Source organism: Caldimonas sp., assembly GCF_046289365.1.
GTDB lineage: Bacteria > Pseudomonadota > Gammaproteobacteria > Burkholderiales > Burkholderiaceae_C > Caldimonas.
Map to the genome: position 1 here is coordinate 3,676 of NZ_JBKBVU010000048.1, position 15,513 is coordinate 19,188.

Consider the following 15,513-nt stretch of genomic DNA (forward strand, 5'->3'; position numbering starts at 1 on the left):
TGCGTTCGCGGGGGGTGTTCTTGCTCCCCTCCCCCCCCCCCCACGGCCCCCGATGCGGTCGATGAACTCCCCCAGGGCATCGTCCAGCGCGGCCTGGGCACGGCGTTCGGCCTCCTCCTTCTCGCGGATCAGGGCCATCAGCGGGTCGATCGGTATGGTGGGGTACAGGTCGAAGACCAGCCGGTGCTGATAGTCGGCCACCGGCGCAAGAGTGAACACCTGCGGCTCCACGGGCTGCTTGAGGTCGATCACCAGGCGCACGACGCGCGGCTGGTTCTGCCCCACCCGCACGCCGGCGATATAGGGGTCGTCGGCGCGCACCTTGCCGACGATCTCGCGCAGCGTGGGGCTGAGTTCGAGCCCGTCGATGTCCACCACCAGCCGATCGGGCTGACTGGTGACGAAATGACGCGCCTGCAAGGGTGTGTCGCTTTCCAGCGTGACGCGGGTGTAGTCGGGGGCGGGCCACACGCGCACGGCGACGATGGCCGCACCGAAGGCGATGTCGCTGGCGCCCAGCAGCAGCACGAGGCCGCCGGTGCGATGGAGGAAGTGCCGCCGCTTCATCCGAGCAGCGCGGCCCCGCGGGGGGTGTAGGCGGTGATCATGACCTCGCGTTGGTCGTCGTCGCCCGGCTGGAGTTCCATCCGCCAGTCGGGCACCGGCAACAGGCCGGCGGCGCGGTCGGGCCATTCCACGAGCTTGAGTCCCGGGCCAGTAAGGATGTCGCGCAAGCCGGCATCCTCCCACTCACGCGGGTCGCTGAAGCGGTAGAGGTCGAAGTGCCAGGCCTGCAGGTCCGGCAGCGTGTAGGGCTCCATCACGGCGTAGGTGGGGCTCTTGATGCGGCCCGTGGCCCCGAGCGCGCGCAGCAGGTGCCTCACGAAGGTGGTCTTGCCGGCCCCCAGTGGACCATGCAGTTCGATGAAGGCGTCATGCAGTTCGCTGCGCCGTGCCAGCGCACGCGCGAAGTCCTCGCAGGCCGATTCATCCGGCCAATGGAGGGAGGAGCTTCCTAGAATCGTGGAATGCATCAAGACCGTGCCGTCGACCCCACCGCATTGCTGGTGCAACTGCGCCACTGGGCCCATGGGTTGGGATTTTCCCAGATCGGGGTGGCCGGTGTCGATCTGAGCAGTGCCGAACCCGGCCTGCGTGCCTGGCTGGAGGCGGGCTTCCACGGTGAGATGCACTACATGGCCGCCCATGGCATGAAGCGTGCGCGGCCCGCCGAGCTCGTGCCCGGCACGGTGAGCGTGATCACGGCTCGCATGGACTACCTGCCCCAAAGCCTGCCCGAAGGCTGGCAGACCGTGGAATGGGAGCGTCTGCACCGGGCCCCGGCGCAGGCCGGCGTCTCGCTCTATGCGCGCGGCCGCGACTATCACAAGGTGTTGCGCAGCCGGCTGCAGGCCCTGGCCGAGCGGCTCGCGCAGGCGATCGGGCCGTTCGGCCATCGGGTCTTCACCGATTCGGCCCCGGTGCTCGAGGTCGAGCTGGCCGTGCGCAGCGGCCTGGGCTGGCGGGGCAAGCACACGTTGTTGCTCTCGCGCGAGGCAGGTTCGATGTTCTTTCTCGGCGAGATCTACGTGGACCTGGCCCTGCCCCCGACACCGTCCACCACGGCCCACTGCGGGTCGTGCCAGGCCTGCATCGGCGTGTGCCCCACGCAGGCGATCGTCGGGCCCTACCGGCTCGATGCCAGGCGCTGCATCTCCTACCTCACGATCGAGCATCCGGGGCCGATTCCCGTTGAGCTGCGCCGCGCCATGGGCAACCGCATCTACGGCTGTGACGACTGCCAGCTGGTGTGCCCCTGGAACCGGTATGCGCAACGCGCGGTCCTGCCTGACTTCGATGCGCGTTCCGTGTGGGCGCAGGCCACGCTGGTGGACCTGTTCGCCTGGGACGAGGCCCGGTTTCTGAAGGCCACCGAAGGCAGCCCGATCCGGCGGATCGGGCACGAGCGCTGGTTGCGCAACCTGGCCGTTGCGCTGGGCAATGCCTGGCGGGAGACGGGCGATCCCGCCGTGCGTCAGGCCTTGCAGGATCGCCGCGAGGCGGCCAGCCCGCTGGTGCGGGAACACATCGACTGGGCGCTGGCGCAGCGGGCCGGGTGATGGCGGTCAGCCCTGCATCCATCGCAGGGCGGCCAGCCACACCGGGATCGATGCCATGCCCAGCAGCGTGGAGACGGTAACCAGGCCGGCCACGTAGCTGCCGTTGCCGCCCATGCGCACGGCCAGCACGTAGGCGCTGGAGGCCGTGGGCATCGCGGCGAAGGCGACCACCACGGGTTGCTGGGCCGCCGGTACGCCCAGCAGGTGCACCAGCGCGAGCGCGACCACCGGCAGCCCCACATGCCGGATGCCCAGCAGTCCGGCGGCCAGGCCCGGGCCGGCCCACAGGCCGCCGAGCTTGAGCCCGGCACCAACGGCCATCAGCCCCAGGGGCAGGGCAGCCTGGCCGATGCGCTGCACCGTCGAGGCCAGAGGATCCGCCAGACGCACACCGAGGAGGTTGGCGAGCAGACCGCCCACGGTGGCGACGATGAGCGGGTTGCGCACGATCTCGCGCCAAAAGCCATGGCCGCCATGCCGGGCCAGCGGGTACACCGCAGCGAAGTTGCACAAGGGCACGGCCAGCGCCACCAGCAGCGCCGTCCAGGTCACGCCCGCGGGGCCGGCCAGCTTGTCGGCCAGTGCCAGTGCGACATAAGAGTTGAAGCGGAAGGCCACCTGGGCGCCCGAGGCATGCAGCCGGGGATCCACCCCAGGCAGCCGTCGCAGCGCATAGGCGCCGGCAACGCCCATCCCCACGATCCCGAGGCCGGCCGCGGCCAGCGGCAGCGTGGTCTGGAACTCCAGGGGGCTGCGGACGATGGAGTTGAACAGCAGCACCGGGAACAGCAGGTAGTAGACGAGCCGTTCGACGGCTTCCCACACCCCCCGGTCGAGCGACGTGTGGCGACACAGCAGAAAGCCGCAAACGATGAGCAGGCATTCGGGCAGCAGCAGCGAGACGTCGGACATGGCGCAGGCAATGGGCAGGCGGTGTCGAGTGTGCCAGCGCAGCAGGCCGTGTCCGGGCCAACCCGATGCGTAGTTCCCACAATCGCCGACGCAGGCCTGTCGCACAGGATTGGCGGCGGCTCCACGGTGCCCGTATCATCAGGCGCCTTGCCGGATACCATCCGTCCTATCGTCCCACACAAGGAGACCTCCATGCAGCGCCGACACCTGATCGCCGCCCTCGCTTTGCCCGCCGCACTTGCCTTCAGTGGGGCGGCCTGGAGCCAAGCCTATCCTGCCAAGCCCGTGCGACTCATCGTGCCCTTTGCGCCCGGGGGCACCACCGACATCATCGCCCGCATCATTGCCGAGAAGATCCAGGGCCCGCTGGGCCAGCAGATGGTGGTGGACAACCGCGGCGGCGGTGGCGGCCTGATCGGCGCGGCCGAGATCGTGCGCGCCCAGCCCGACGGCTACACCTTGGGCATGGCCACGGTGTCGACCACTGCGTCCAACCCGGCCATCAATCCCAAGACGCCGTACAACCCGCTGACCGATTTCACGTCCATCATCAACATCGCGGCCACGCCCAACGTGATCGCCTTGCATCCGTCCTTCCCTGCCAAGGACTACAAGACCTTCTTGCAGGTGCTCAAGGCCAACCCCGGCAAGTACAGCTATTCGAGCTCGGGCACCGGTGGCATTGGCCATCTGCAGATGGAGTTGTTCAAGTCGCTGTCGGGCACCTTCATCACGCACATTCCCTACCGTGGGGCGGGTCCGGCACTCAACGACACCGTGGCCGGTCAAGTGCCGATGATCTTCGACAACCTGCCCTCGGCGCTGCCCTTCATCAAGGACGGCCGCCTGGTTCCCATCGTCGTGGCCGCCCCTGAGCGCCTGTCGGTGCTGCCGAACGTGCCCACCTTCAAGGAAGTCGGTCTGGAGCCGGTCAACCGCATGGCCTACTACGGCATCCACGGGCCCAAGGGGCTGCCCAAGGAGGTGGTCGACAAGATCAATGCCGCCGTGCGCCAGACGCTGCAGGATCCGGACGTGCGCCGCCGCATCGAGGCCACCGGTTCGATCATCGTGGGCAACACGCCCGAGCAGTTCGCCGCCCAGACCAAGGCCGAGTTCGAGGTCTACAAGCAGGTGGTGGACAAGCAAAAGCTCAAGCTCGATTGAGCCGGTCCCGCGCTTGCCCTGACGAACGGCCGTCGCCTCCGGGCGGCGGCCTTTGTCCATGTCTGCACTGACCGAGAGCCTGGCCAGCATCGACCGCTTCGCCGATGCGCTGTGGGTGGAGGAGGGTCTGTCGGCCCATACGCTGGCGGCCTACCGCCGAGACCTCAGGCTGTATGCGCGCTGGCTCGACGGCCAGGTCGGCAAGGCCTTGGATGCCACCACCGAGACCGACCTGCGCGCCTATGCCGTGTACCGTGCGCAGACCAAGGCCAGCACGGCCAACCGGCAACTCACGGTCTTTCGCCGCTATTTTCGCTGGGCCCTGCGCGAGCGGCTCGTCCAGGCCGACCCCACCTTGCGCCTGGAGGCGGCCCGCCAACCCCTGCGCGTGCCCAAGACTTTGAGCGAAGCCCAGGTCGAGGCCCTGCTGGGCGCACCTGACACGCAGACGCCGCTGGGTCTGCGCGATCGCACGATGCTGGAGCTGATGTATGCCAGCGGCCTGCGCGTGAGCGAACTGGTCACGCTCAAGACCGTGCATGTCGGGCTGGACGAAGGCGTGTTGCGGGTGCTGGGCAAGGGCGCGCGCGAGCGCCTGGTGCCCTTCGGCGAGGAGGCCCACGCCTGGCTGCGGCGTTACCTGGCCGAATCGCGGCCGCTCATCCTGGGCGGCCGCGCCGCGCGGGACCTGTTCGTCACCCAGCGGGGTGAGGGCATGACACGCCAGATGTTCTGGACGCTGGTGAAAAAGCATGCGCGCACGGCGGGCATCACCCAGCCACTGTCCCCTCACACACTGCGCCATGCCTTTGCCACCCACCTGCTCAACCATGGGGCCGATTTGCGCGCCGTGCAGATGCTGCTGGGGCATGCGGACATCTCGACGACGCAGATCTACACCCACGTGGCACGGGAGCGCCTGCGCCAGCTGCATGCGCAGCACCATCCAAGGGGATGAAAAAAGCCGGCCCGCAGGCCGGCTTTTGCGATCAGGCCGAAGCGCGATCAGAAGTTGTGGCGCAGGCCCAGGGCGAAGGAGCTGAAGTCGCCACCGTAGACGGCAGCCGAGCCGTCGTTGAGCTTGGTGTAGAAGGCGTACAGCTTCGTGCGCTTGCTCAGGTTGTAGTTGTAGCCCAGGGTGTACTGGGTGGCATCGCTGTCGTTGGCGTTGTCGTATTCGCCGGCGCGGCCCACGTTCAGATGGAATTCCGAAGCGCCCATCGCATACATGCCGGACAGGCGGACATTGGTGCGCTTGCCCAGGCCGGTGCCGAAGCCGTCTTCGTCACGCTGCACATAGCCGCCGAAGGTGAAGTCGCCCAGGCTGTACAAGGCGCGCACGGCGAATTGATTCTGGTCGCCCAGCTTGGAGTAGCCGGCGCCCAGTTGCAGCGGCCCCATGGCGTAATTGGCGGCCAGATCGTAGCTGTGGTCGGCCTGCGTTTCCTTCAGCGACATGGCCGCCTCCAGCGTCAGACCGCCCAGATCGGGGGTGCGGTAGGCGATCTTGTTGGTGTCGCGGGTCACGTAGGCATACAGGGCATCGGCCGAGGTGCCCGTGTCGTGGTTGTGCATGCTCACGTAATCGGCCGTGGCGAAATAGGCTTCGCTGGTGTAGCGGCCCAGGCGCAGCATGCCAAAGCCGCCGGACAGGTTCAGTTCGCTTTGACGGGCCCAGAACTCGGGTTGGGTTTGAGCGCCGGTGTCGGCGTTCAAGCCATGCTCGAGCACGAAGCCGGCCTTCAGGCCGCCGCCCAGGTCCTCGGTGCCGCGAAAGCCGATGCGCGAGGCATTGTTCTGCATCACAGTGGTGGAGGTGCCGCCGGCCTTCTGGCGCTCGATGGAGACGTTCATACGGCCGTAGATGTTGACGCTGCTTTGGGCCAGGGCCGAGCCCGCGCTCAGTGCGGCCAGGGCCGCCAGGGCGACTTGGAGCTTTTTCATGGAGTTCCTTGTGAGGGGAAAACGGGTGATGAGAAATCAGGGTTGCCATCATCGATGGGCAGCCCTTGTCATGAACCTGTCATTTTAGGAAGTCTGTGCCCCGGCTTGCTTCAGATCTGAGAGAGATGACGCGGCGGCGCAACAGATCCGGCCTCGCGCACAATCGCGGCCCATGGACCACAACTTTCTCTCTGCTCTGATCCTGCTGCTGCTGGTGCTCGACCCCTTCGGCAGTCTGCCGATCTTCATTTCGGTGCTGCGCGGCGTGCCGCCCGAGCGCCGCACCCGGGTGGCTGTGCGCGAAGTGCTCATCGCTTTCGTCGTGCTGCTGGGCTTCATGTTTGCCGGTGGCGCCTTCCTGGAGCTGATGCATTTGTCCGAACGCTCCCTGGAGGTGGCCGGGGGGGTGATCCTGCTGATCATCGCGATCCGCATGATCTTCGCGTCCGGGGGCGAGATCTACGCGGCTGGCACCGGGCGTGAGCCTTTCATCTTCCCGCTGGCCGTGCCCTTGCTGGCCGGGCCCTCGGCGATGGCCACGGTGCTGCTGCTGGCCTCGCGCCAGCCCGAGCGGCTGTTGGAATGGGTGGGGGCGCTGTCCACGGCCATGCTTGTGTGCGGGGCGGTGCTGCTGGCGGCCGACCGGCTGCGCCGGCTCTTGGGCGATTCGATGGTCTCGGCCATCGAGAAGCTCATGGGTCTGGTGCTGACGGCCATTGCCGTCGAGATGATCCTCGCGGGCCTGAAGCGCTATTTCTTCGGGTGAGGGCGACACCGGCGGAGCCGGCGCCGCCGGATCCGCGGTGTCTGCGGGAGGCGCGGTCTATCGGCCGCGCAGATGCTCGGGGGCTTCCAGGCGTTTGGCCAGCAGCGAGAGCGTCAGCGTGAGGATGAGGTACATCGCCGAGATCGCGAGGTAGGGCTCCCAGTAGCGCGAGTAGGCGCCGGCCACGGTGCGTGCGGCCAGTGCCAGCTCGGCCAGGCCGATCGCCGAGACGAGCGAGGAGTCCTTGATCAGGGTGATGCCCTCGTTCACGAAGGCCGGCACCATGCGACGGAAGGCCTGGGGCAGCACCACGTTGCGCATGGCCTGGCCGTGGGTGAGGCCCAGGCTGTAGGCCGCCTGCACCTGTCCACGGTGGATGCTCTGGATGCCCGCCCGGAAGATTTCCGAGATGTACGCGGCGGCGTTCAGCGTGAGGGCCAGCGCCCCCGAGAAGAAGGCGCCGTGCTCCTGGCGGAAGCTGATGGCGGCCGGCCCCGTGAGCAGCAGGCCGTGGTCCGGGTGCACCAACGTGGGCATCAGCGCGAAATGCACCAGCAGGATCTGCACGAACAGCGGCGTGCCGCGGAAGAAGGTCACGTAGGCGAGCGTGAGCCCACGGGCCGCGACCATCCCGACGCGCAGCGGCCAGGCCTTGGGCGCCGGCGCATCGGCCGAGCTGCTGATGAGCCCCAGCCCCACGCCCAGCAGCATGCCCGCACCGATGGCCACCAGCGTGAGCTGGATGGTCATCCACAGGCCGGTGGCGAACAGCGGGCCATAGCCCGCCAGGATTTCCCAGCGCAGGTCCATGCGGGCTCAGGCGCTCACTTGGAGGCGGCCGGTGCCGCCGCCGGTGCGCCGAAGTACTTGGCGTAGATGCGGTCGTAGGTGCCATCGGCTCGGATGGCGGCCAGACCTTCATTGAGCTTGGCCAGCAACTCGGTGTTGCCCTTGCGCACGGCGATGCCGTACTGCTCGGGCGCGAAGGAGCTGTCGCTCACGGTCTTGAAAGCCGCCGAGCTGTTGTTGGCCACATAGTGGTTGATCACGCCGTTGTCGGCCACCACGGCATCCACGCCGCCCGACTCGAGCTCCTTGAGCGCCAGCGGGGTGGACTCGAAGCGGCGCACGTTGGCGTTGTCCTTGCCCAGCAATTGGGTGACGACCTCGTCGCCGGTGGTCCCGGTCTGCACCCCGACCTTCAGGGTCTTGAGGTCTTCGAACTTGGTCACGGGGCTGTCCTGGCGCACGGCGATGAGCTGCACCGCGTCGAAGTAGGGCGCGGTGAAGTCCATGGACTGGCGACGCTCGTCGGTGATCGTGATGGCCGACACCAGCAGGTCGCGGTCGCCCTGGTTCAGCGAGTTGAAGATGCCTTCCCAGGGGGTGTTGACGAATTTCACCTCCATGCCGGCCTTGGCCGCGATAGCGCTGACGATCTCGATGTCAAAGCCGACGATCTCGCCGCGTTCGTTCTGCGACTCGAACGGGGCATAGGCGGCATCGGTGCCCACGACATACACCTTGGCGGGAGCAGCGGCCGGTGCGGCCGCGGGGGCGGCCGGTTCCTGCTTGCCGCAGGCGGCCAACCACAGGCCGGCAGCGATCAGGCCGGCGACTTTCAGGAAACGACGGGTGTTCAGCGAAGTCATGAGGTCCTCGAAAGGAAAAACGGTTGCGGGCGCCGCCCCTGCGGCGCCAACGTAGGGCGCAGTGTAAGCCCGGCGCGGGCCATCCCCGCCGGGCGGGTGGGCCGCCCCCGATCTTTAGAGCGGGCGTTCCAACCGATCCAGTTCGGCTTGCGTGAAGCCGGCGCGACGCCGCGCGCCGTGGTTAAAGGGGGGTTTCAATCGAGGGGCCTCGTGGCGCCGGGCGAGGGTCTCGTAGTGAGCCAGGGGGTCCAGCCCCTGGCGCTCGCACAGCCAGCGGTACCAGTGGTTGCCGATGGCCACATGGCCCACCTCGTCGCGCAGGATGATGTCCAGGATCTCGACGGCGCGCGCATCGCCGGCCTTCGCGAGCTTAGACTGGATCAACGGCGTGGCGTCCAGGCCGCGGGCTTCCAGCGTGCGCGGCACCAGGGCCATGCGGGCCACAATGTCGTCGCGCGTCTTGTCGGCCATGGCCCACAAGCCATCGTGGGCCTCGAAGTCGCCGTAGTCGTGGCCCAGGCTGCGCAGATGTTCGCGCAGCAGCGAGAAGTGCAGGGCCTCTTCGCCGGCCACGCGCAGCCAGTCGCGGTAGTAGGCCGCGGGCAGGCCGGGAAAGCGCCAGACGGCATCCAAGGCCAGGTTGATGGCATTGAATTCGATGTGGGCGATGGCGTGCAACAAGGCGGCCCGTCCCGTCACCGTGTGGGGCGAGCGGCGTGGCACCTCGGCGGGAGGCACGAGCCTGGGACGCTCGGGGCGCCCCGGCAGGCCGGGCAGGGGCGTCAGCGGCTCGTCGCATCCGATGTCCAAGCCGGCCTGGGCGTCGGCCACCAGGGCTCGGGCCTGGGCAGCCTTGTCCGCAGGGTTGCGCAGGCAAAGCACCTGCAAGGCGCGCTGTCGCAACGAGGCGGGCGAGGAGGCTGCCGGGAGGGAAGTCGTCATGGAACTTAAAATTATCCCCTCTTCAGGAGCAGTCCATGGCCCTTTACCAGCTCGATGAGCTGATCCCCACCGTGCACGAGACCGCCTGGGTGGCCGAATCGGCCCAGGTGATTGGCGATGTCCACCTCGCCGAGGACAGCAGTGTGTGGTTCGGCACCGTGATCCGCGGCGACACGGCGGCCATCCGCATCGGACGGGGCTCGAACATCCAGGACAACTCGGTGCTGCATGCCGACCTGGGTGTGCCGCTGACCATCGGCGAGGAGGTGACCGTGGGGCACCAGGTGATGCTCCATGGCTGCACGATCGGCGACGGATCGCTCATCGGCATACAGGCCGTCGTGCTGAACAACGCGCGCATCGGCAAGGGCTGTGTGGTGGGGGCCGGCTCGGTCGTGACCGAGGGCAAGGAGTTCCCGGACGGTTCGCTGATTCTGGGCGCGCCGGCCAAGGTGGTCCGGCAGCTCACGCCCGAGCAGGTGGAGCGCTTGCGCCTGGGGGCAGCGCACTACGTGCACAACGCGCGGCGGTTCCGCGCCGGGCTCAAGAGGATCGGCTGATGTCAGCACTGCACAAGTTCCTGTTCGAGGGCCTGCCCGTGCGCGGCATGCTGGTGCGCCTGACCGATGCCTGGACCGACATGCTGCGCCGGCGCGAGGCCGCCGGTGGCTACCCCGAGCCGGTGCGCCGCCTGCTCGGCGAGATGACGGCCGCCGGTGTGCTGATGCAGGCCAACATCAAGTTCAACGGCTCGCTGGTGCTGCAGATCCAGGGCGACGGGCCTGTGCGTCTGGCCGTCGTCGAGGTGCAACCCGACCTGCGGGTGCGCGCCACGGCCAAGGTGCTGGGCGAGGTGGTGCCTTCGGCGCGGCTGGAGGCCCTGGTGAACGTGCATGGCCGGGGCCGGTGTGCGATCACGCTCGACCCCAAGGACCGGTTGCCGGGGCAGCAGCCCTACCAAGGGGTGGTGCCCCTGCATGGCGACCACCGCGAGCCGTTGCAGGACGTGGCCCAGGTGCTGGAGCACTACATGCTGCAGTCCGAACAGCTCGACACCCGGCTCATCCTGGCGGCCGACGACCAGGTGGCTGCGGGTCTGCTGATCCAGCGCCTGCCCGTCGAGGGTGAGGGCAACCTGGCCTCAGGCCGGGCCCGGGAGGACGACATCGGACTGAACGAACACTACAACCGCATTGCCCACCTGGCCTCGACGCTCACGCGCGAGGAACTGCTCGGACTGGACGCGGACACGGTGCTGCGACGGCTCTTCTGGGAGGAGACGGTGCGTCGTTTCGAGCCGCTCACCGGGCCGCAGGGCCCGCGGTTCGCCTGCTCGTGCTCGCGCCAGCGCGTGGGTCAGATGCTGCTCGGGCTGGGCCGCGAGGAGATTGAAGGCATCGTGGCCGAGCAGGGCCGGGTCGAGATCGATTGCGACTTCTGCGGCGCGCGCTATCAATTCGACGCGGTGGACGTGGGCAGCCTGTTCACGCCGGGGCGTGACCACCCCCCGGGGCCGGCGGCGGTGCAATAGGGCGTTCAGGGCTGGTCCGTCAGCCGGCGCAGCAGCAGGTGCTCGCATTCGGGCACCAGGCACTCGCGGCACCATGGGCGCAGACGTGGCGCGGCATCCGACGCGGGGGCGGTCAGCCGTCCCTTGGCGCGCAAGGCGGTCTCCACGACCCGCCAAGCCGCTTCCAATCGCTGGGCGTCGCGGCCATAGATCACGCTGTAGGCCACGCCGGCCGCCTGCAGGCGCTGGCGCAGCCGCTCGTCGACGGGCGTGCGCACATGGGGGCCGTCGCGCTGGATGCCGTCGGGGGTCCAGGGCAGGTCCAACCCGGTCACCAGCGTCAGGCTGCAGCGGCGATGGGCCTCGAAGGCGCTGTCGTACAGCGTGGGGTCGTCGAACAACAGGTCGCTATAGACCGCGGTCATCACGGCGGTGGTGTCGGCAAAGACGAGCTCATGGGCTGTTGCGGCTGCGAGGATGCGGCGCGTCTGTTCCTCGGCGATGTGCCCTTGCTCCTCGGGCCGTGGCGTGCGGCCCTGCCGGTCGCAGAACTCCCGCAGATACTCCTGCACCGCGTGGGCTCGCAGCCCCAGCGCGCGGGCCCGATCGGCCAGGCCCAGGGCCAGGTCGGTCTTGCCGGTGCTCTCGGCCCCCAGCAGTGCGACGATCATGCCGGCGACCGGGCTGCGGCGGCCCGCCGGTGCCAGGCCCGCCAGCCCACCAGCGAGCCCATGGCGAACACCGCATAGAGCGTGGCGGTGAGCCACAGGGCCTTGTGGACGAATAAGGCCAGCGCCACGAGGTTGACCACCAGCCAGGCGGGCCAGTTCTCGACGAACTTGCGCGCGAGCAGGATCTGGGCCACCACGCTGGCCACGGTGGGGAAGGCGTCCCAGTAGGGCACATCGGTGTCGGTGTGGTGGTCCAGCCACCAGCCCAGCAGGGGCCAGGTCAGCGCCACGGTGAGCACGGCACCCACCCGTCCCCGCCAACCGAGATGCCGCACCTCCAGGCGGGAGCCGTCGGCACGACGGCCGCGCAGCCATTGCCACCAGCCCCACAGGGCCACCGTGGCGAAGAAGATTTGCAGGCCCGCATCGCCATAGAGCCTGTGCTGCCAGAAGAGCAGGAAGTACAGGAGCGCACTGGCCGCCGCCAGCGGCCAGCCCCAATGGATCACCCGGATGTTGCACACCACCATGGCCAGCGCCAGCCCAACGGCCACGATCTCGAGCCAGGTGACTGCCGCACCCCACAGCGTAAAGGCCGCAACCATCAGCGGTGCTGCCGCGGCGAGCAAGCCGTCCATCGTCAGGCGATCTGCCAGCGCTTCATCGGCGCGGCATCACTTGGACGAAGATCTCGTCGGGCTTGATCATGCCCAGTTCGAGGCGGGCTTTTTCCTCGACCATCTCCAGCCCCTCGCGCAAGTCGCGCACCTCGGCGGCGAGTTGCTCATTGCGCGCGCGGGCGGCGTCGTTGCGCGCTCGCTGTTCGTCCAGGCGGGCTTGCAGCTCCATCACCCGGGGCAGGCCGTTCTTGCCCAGCCATAGCTCGGCATGCACGGCGCCGAGCAAGGCCAGCAGGCCCAGGGTGACGAAGCGCGCGCTCATGCAAGAAGCTCAGCGCAGGTTGTAGAAGGCTGCTCGGCCAGGGTAGGTGGCCACGTCGCCAAGGTCTTCCTCGATGCGCAGGAGCTGGTTGTACTTGGCGATGCGGTCCGAGCGGGACATCGAGCCGGTCTTGATCTGGCCGGCGTTGGTGCCCACGGCGATGTCGGCGATGGTGGCGTCCTCGGTCTCGCCCGAGCGGTGCGAGATCACGGCGGTGTAGCCGGCGCGCTTGGCCATCTCGATGGCAGCGAAGGTTTCGGTCAGGGTGCCGATCTGGTTGATCTTGATGAGGATCGAGTTGGCAATGCCCTTGTCGATGCCTTCCTTCAGGATCTTCGTGTTGGTGACGAAGAGGTCGTCACCCACCAGTTGCACCTGCCGGCCCAGGCGCTCGGTCAGCAGCTTCCAGCCGTCCCAGTCGCCCTCGTGCATGCCGTCCTCGATGCTGACGATGGGGTACTTGTCGCACCAGGCGGCCAGCATGTCGGTCCACTGACCCGCGCTGAGCGCGAGGCCCTCGCCTTCGAGGTGGTACTTGCCGTCCTTGTAGAACTCGCTGGCGGCGCAGTCCAGGCCCAGGGCAATCTGTTCGCCGGGGGTGTAGCCGGCTTTGTCGATGGCCTCGAGGATGAGCTGGATGGCCGCCTCGTGGCTGGCCACACTGGGGGCGAAACCGCCTTCGTCGCCCACGGCGGTGCTCATGCCGCGGTCGTGGAGGATTTTCTTCAGCGCGTGGAAGACCTCGGCGCCGTAGCGCACGGCTTCGCGGAAGCTTGGGGCGCCCACCGGCAGGATCATGAACTCCTGCAGGTCGAGGTTGTTGTTGGCATGTGCGCCGCCGTTGATGACGTTCATCATCGGCACGGGCATCTGCATCGAGCCCGAGCCGCCGAAATAGCGGTACAGCGGCAGGCCGGATTCCTCGGCGGCGGCGCGGGCCACGGCCATCGAGACGGCCAGCGTGGCATTGGCGCCCAGCCGGCTCTTGTTGTCGGTCCCGTCCAGGTCGATCAGGGTGCGGTCGAGGAAGGCCTGCTCGGAGGCATCCAGGCCCATCACGGCTTCGGAGATCTCGGTGTTGATGTGCTCGACGGCCTTGAGGACGCCCTTGCCCAGGTAGCGGCCCTTGTCGCCGTCGCGCAGCTCAATGGCTTCGCGCGAGCCGGTGGACGCCCCCGACGGCACGGCCGCCCGGCCCATCACGCCGGACTCCAGCAGCACGTCGCACTCGACGGTGGGGTTTCCACGGCTGTCCAGGATTTCGCGGCCGACGATGTCGACGATGGCACTCATTGTGTTCCTTTCGGCAGTTGCGGTTGAGGGTCAGACCGGGGCGGCAACGCCCTCGACCAGGACCATGTTGAAGTAGTCGGTCGCACCGCTGCGCAGCGCACGGATGCGGGTGTAAGCCTCACCGTCATAGAAGGCTTTGGCCTGCTCATACGACGGGAAGCGCAGCACCGCCACGCGGTGGGGCTGCCAGTCGCCTTCCAAGGTTTCGTGGCGGCCGCCGCGCACGAGGTACTCCCCCCCGGCGGCCTTGACGGCCGCAGGCGCCTCGGCCATGTACTGCTGGTAGCGCTGCGGATCGGAGATCTTCATCTCCACGATCAGGTAGGCGTCGGGCATGGGCTGCTCCTTGCGGTGCGGCTCTGTTCAGCCCGACTGACGACGGTCCTGGTGGTCCAGTGCCGCCTTGATGTACGAGTTGAACAGTGGGTGGCCGCCCCACGGGGTGGACTTGAACTCGGGGTGGAACTGCACGCCCATGTACCAGGGGTGCACGTCGCGCGGCAGTTCGACGATCTCGGTGAGCTTCTCGCGCTGGGTGATCGCCGAGATCACGAGGCCCGCCTCTTCGAGCTGCGGCAGGTACTTCTCGTTGGCTTCGTAGCGGTGGCGGTGGCGTTCTGTGACCACGTCGCCGTAGATCTCGTGGGCGAGCGTGCCGGGCTTGACGTCCGAACTCTGCGACCCCAGGCGCATGGTGCCGCCCAGGTCGGAGTGGGCATCGCGTTTTTGGATCGAGCCGTCGGCATCCTGCCATTCGTCGATCAACGCGATCACCGGGTGCGGGGCCTGGGGGTCGAACTCGGTGCTGTTGGCGCCCGTCAGGCCCGCCTTGTGGCGGGCGTACTCGATGGTGGCCACCTGCATGCCCAGGCAGATGCCCAGGTAGGGGATGCGGTGCTCGCGCGCGTACTGGGCGGCGAGGATCTTGCCTTCCACGCCGCGCTTGCCGAAGCCGCCGGGCACGAGGATGGCGTCGTACTGGCCGAGCCGCTCGACGTTGTCGGGCGTGAGTTCCTCGGAGTCGACGTACTCGATCTTCACACGGGCCTGGTTGTGGATGCCGGCGTGGCGCAGCGCCTCGTTGAGCGACTTGTAGGAGTCGGACAGGTCCACGTACTTGCCGCACATCGCGATCGTGACTTCACGCTGCGGGTGTTCGACGGCATGCACGAGGCGATCCCACTTGGACAGGTCGGCCGGACGGGTGCTCAGGTGCAGCTTGGTGCAGATGAGCTGGTCCAGGCCCTGCTCGTGCAGCACGCGGGGCACCTTGTAGATGGTGTCCACGTCCCACATCGAGATCACGCCGTATTCGGGGACGTTGGTGAACAGCGAGATCTTCTCGCGCTCGTCATCGGGGATGCGGCGGTCGGCGCGGCACAGCAGGGCGTCGGGCTGGATCCCGATCTCGCGCAGCTTCTGCACGGTGTGCTGCGTCGGCTTGGTCTTGAGCTCCCCCGCCGCAGCGATCCAGGGCACGTAGGTCAGGTGCACGAAGGCGGTGTTGTTGGGCCCGAGCTTCAGGCTCATCTGCCGCACGGCCTCCAGGAAGGGCAGGGACTCGATGTCGCCCACGGTCCCGCCGATCTCGGTG

At 68.0% G+C, this 15,513-nt stretch carries 19 protein-coding genes; 6 read left to right on the forward strand and 13 right to left on the reverse strand.

What is annotated here, in order from left to right; genetic code table 11:
• Both ACK42S_RS07085 and tsaE read right to left on the reverse strand, forming a co-directional pair.
• On the reverse strand, window positions 1-567 hold a 567-nt coding region (locus ACK42S_RS07085; RefSeq protein ID WP_409704920.1), incomplete at its 3' end, for an AMIN domain-containing protein.
• Window positions 564-1,034, reverse strand: a complete 471-nt coding sequence (tsaE, locus tag ACK42S_RS07090; protein WP_409704922.1) for a tRNA (adenosine(37)-N6)-threonylcarbamoyltransferase complex ATPase subunit type 1 TsaE — start codon at window positions 1,032-1,034, stop codon at window positions 564-566. The genes tsaE and ACK42S_RS07085, both read right to left, overlap by 4 nt.
• Here tsaE and queG point away from each other — a divergent pair.
• Window positions 1,029-2,120 (forward strand): tRNA epoxyqueuosine(34) reductase QueG, encoded by a 1,092-nt coding sequence (gene queG / locus ACK42S_RS07095; protein ID WP_409704924.1) that lies wholly within the window; start codon window positions 1,029-1,031, stop codon window positions 2,118-2,120. The genes tsaE and queG overlap by 6 nt on opposite strands.
• Before the next feature lie 6 nt (window positions 2,121-2,126).
• Here the strand turns inward: queG and ACK42S_RS07100 are convergent, their stop codons facing one another.
• On the reverse strand, window positions 2,127-3,032 hold the full coding sequence (locus ACK42S_RS07100; RefSeq protein ID WP_409704926.1) for an AEC family transporter: 906 nt from the start codon (window positions 3,030-3,032) through the stop codon (window positions 2,127-2,129).
• Between the two features lie 192 nt (window positions 3,033-3,224).
• Here ACK42S_RS07100 and ACK42S_RS07105 point away from each other — a divergent pair, with 192 nt between their 5' ends.
• The gene (locus ACK42S_RS07105) at window positions 3,225-4,199 is read left to right on the forward strand and encodes a tripartite tricarboxylate transporter substrate binding protein BugE (protein ID WP_409704928.1); all 975 of its coding nucleotides are present in this window, start codon (window positions 3,225-3,227) and stop codon (window positions 4,197-4,199) included.
• A gap of 58 nt (window positions 4,200-4,257) precedes the next feature.
• Window positions 4,258-5,157, forward strand: coding sequence for a site-specific tyrosine recombinase XerD (gene xerD / locus ACK42S_RS07110; protein ID WP_409704930.1), 900 nt, complete (start codon window positions 4,258-4,260; stop codon window positions 5,155-5,157).
• A 47-nt stretch (window positions 5,158-5,204) separates the two neighbouring features.
• Here xerD and ACK42S_RS07115 read toward each other — a convergent pair whose 3' ends face one another.
• Window positions 5,205-6,143, reverse strand: a complete 939-nt coding sequence (locus ACK42S_RS07115; protein WP_409704932.1) for a porin — start codon at window positions 6,141-6,143, stop codon at window positions 5,205-5,207.
• Window positions 6,144-6,315: 172 nt separating this feature from the next.
• On the opposite strand from ACK42S_RS07115, the gene ACK42S_RS07120 reads away from it, so the two are divergent.
• On the forward strand, window positions 6,316-6,909 hold the full coding sequence (locus ACK42S_RS07120) for a MarC family protein (protein ID WP_409704934.1): 594 nt from the start codon (window positions 6,316-6,318) through the stop codon (window positions 6,907-6,909).
• A gap of 57 nt (window positions 6,910-6,966) precedes the next feature.
• Here the strand turns inward: ACK42S_RS07120 and ACK42S_RS07125 are convergent, their stop codons facing one another.
• The 3 genes from ACK42S_RS07125 to ACK42S_RS07135 all read right to left on the reverse strand — a co-directional run bounded on the left by ACK42S_RS07125 (window position 6,967) and on the right by ACK42S_RS07135 (window position 9,503).
• Window positions 6,967-7,719 carry an amino acid ABC transporter permease gene (locus ACK42S_RS07125; RefSeq protein WP_409704936.1) on the reverse strand — a complete coding sequence of 251 codons (753 nt, stop codon included), beginning with the start codon at window positions 7,717-7,719 and terminating at the stop codon, window positions 6,967-6,969.
• A gap of 14 nt (window positions 7,720-7,733) precedes the next feature.
• Window positions 7,734-8,561, reverse strand: coding sequence for a basic amino acid ABC transporter substrate-binding protein (locus ACK42S_RS07130; RefSeq protein ID WP_409704938.1), 828 nt, complete (start codon window positions 8,559-8,561; stop codon window positions 7,734-7,736).
• A 114-nt stretch (window positions 8,562-8,675) separates the two neighbouring features.
• Complete coding sequence (locus tag ACK42S_RS07135) at window positions 8,676-9,503, reverse strand: ferritin-like domain-containing protein (RefSeq protein WP_409704940.1); 828 nt, start codon at window positions 9,501-9,503, stop codon at window positions 8,676-8,678.
• 35 nt (window positions 9,504-9,538) lie between these two features.
• Here ACK42S_RS07135 and ACK42S_RS07140 point away from each other — a divergent pair, with 35 nt between their 5' ends.
• Window positions 9,539-10,063 carry a gamma carbonic anhydrase family protein gene (locus tag ACK42S_RS07140; RefSeq protein ID WP_409704942.1) on the forward strand — a complete coding sequence of 175 codons (525 nt, stop codon included), beginning with the start codon at window positions 9,539-9,541 and terminating at the stop codon, window positions 10,061-10,063.
• Window positions 10,063-11,034, forward strand: a complete 972-nt coding sequence (locus tag ACK42S_RS07145; protein ID WP_409704944.1) for an Hsp33 family molecular chaperone HslO — start codon at window positions 10,063-10,065, stop codon at window positions 11,032-11,034. The genes ACK42S_RS07140 and ACK42S_RS07145 overlap by 1 nt, the downstream gene beginning before the upstream one ends.
• 5 nt (window positions 11,035-11,039) lie before the next feature.
• Here the strand turns inward: ACK42S_RS07145 and ACK42S_RS07150 are convergent, their stop codons facing one another.
• From ACK42S_RS07150 to ACK42S_RS07175, 6 genes are all read right to left on the reverse strand, one after another.
• Window positions 11,040-11,684, reverse strand: coding sequence for an AAA family ATPase (locus ACK42S_RS07150; RefSeq protein WP_409704946.1), 645 nt, complete (start codon window positions 11,682-11,684; stop codon window positions 11,040-11,042).
• Window positions 11,681-12,322: a nicotinamide riboside transporter PnuC gene (pnuC, locus tag ACK42S_RS07155; RefSeq protein ID WP_409704948.1), complete on the reverse strand. Its 642-nt coding sequence runs from the start codon at window positions 12,320-12,322 to the stop codon at window positions 11,681-11,683. The genes ACK42S_RS07150 and pnuC overlap by 4 nt, the downstream gene beginning before the upstream one ends.
• A 22-nt stretch (window positions 12,323-12,344) precedes the next feature.
• Entirely contained in the window at window positions 12,345-12,626 is a 282-nt protein-coding gene (ftsB, locus tag ACK42S_RS07160) for a cell division protein FtsB (RefSeq protein ID WP_409704950.1), read from the reverse strand.
• A 9-nt stretch (window positions 12,627-12,635) separates the two neighbouring features.
• Entirely contained in the window at window positions 12,636-13,919 is a 1,284-nt protein-coding gene (gene eno, locus ACK42S_RS07165; RefSeq protein ID WP_409704952.1) for a phosphopyruvate hydratase, read from the reverse strand.
• Between the two features lie 30 nt (window positions 13,920-13,949).
• On the reverse strand, window positions 13,950-14,255 hold the full coding sequence (locus tag ACK42S_RS07170; protein ID WP_409704954.1) for a DUF1330 domain-containing protein: 306 nt from the start codon (window positions 14,253-14,255) through the stop codon (window positions 13,950-13,952).
• 27 nt (window positions 14,256-14,282) lie between these two features.
• A partial coding sequence (locus ACK42S_RS07175; RefSeq protein ID WP_409704956.1) for a CTP synthase occupies window positions 14,283-15,513 on the reverse strand: 1,231 nt, incomplete at its 5' end.